The 709-nt window shown below is 45.8% G+C and carries 1 pseudogene; it reads right to left on the bottom strand.

The features are described 5' to 3' along the window. Positions 1-709: pseudogene (locus B2575_RS04175) on the bottom strand (3-methylcrotonyl-CoA carboxylase); the annotation flags it as partial.

The raw sequence follows: 709 nt of genomic DNA on the forward strand, positions 1-709 counted from the left end.
AATCAGCGTAATCTCGTCACGACCACTGTCTGTGAATACATAGACCGTCTCATTAAGCACCCAGCTTTGCGCGCTAGTACGAGCACCATCCAACCATAATGTATGATTGTGCTCGTCGCTACTGGCATAGCTCACTTGACCTTCATAAACCGTTTCGGTCTGAGCAGCGACATTAATATTACTATTATCCTGTGTATTCGTGACTTCTTTTTCAATAACAAGCGTAAAGCTACTGAGGTTATCACCGCCTTTTTTGCTGTCTGAACAACTTGCATTATGCCAGTTGCTCATGCGGGCCGTATAAGCATGCTCATCATAAACCAAGCTAAATGATCTGGTGTAGTCGCTATAAGCACGGAAGCCTGTAGGTTTGCTAAATGGATCAATATCTGACTCTTGCATTGCAATCTCGCTCGCAAGCTGACGAGTAATGGCGGTCACAACGAGCGTCGATAAAGCTAAAGGCTGCTGATTAAAAATCGCATCACGCTCGTGCTCAATCAATGCCGTATCGAGATTGGCTTTGCTAAAAGACTCTGTATTTAAGATATAGCGTAAAAATGCCGCATTATTCGGCAAACCCACGATACGCGTTTGCGCAAGTGCTCGATCGAGCTTGGCTAAGGCTTGCTCTCGCGTTGGCGCATGAACGATTAGCTTGGCAATCATAGAGTCATAGAACGGACTAATCACATCGCCTTCGCGCACG

It is taken from the genome of Psychrobacter sp. UBA6739 (assembly GCF_002453835.1).
Lineage (GTDB): Bacteria > Pseudomonadota > Gammaproteobacteria > Pseudomonadales > Moraxellaceae > Psychrobacter > Psychrobacter immobilis_A.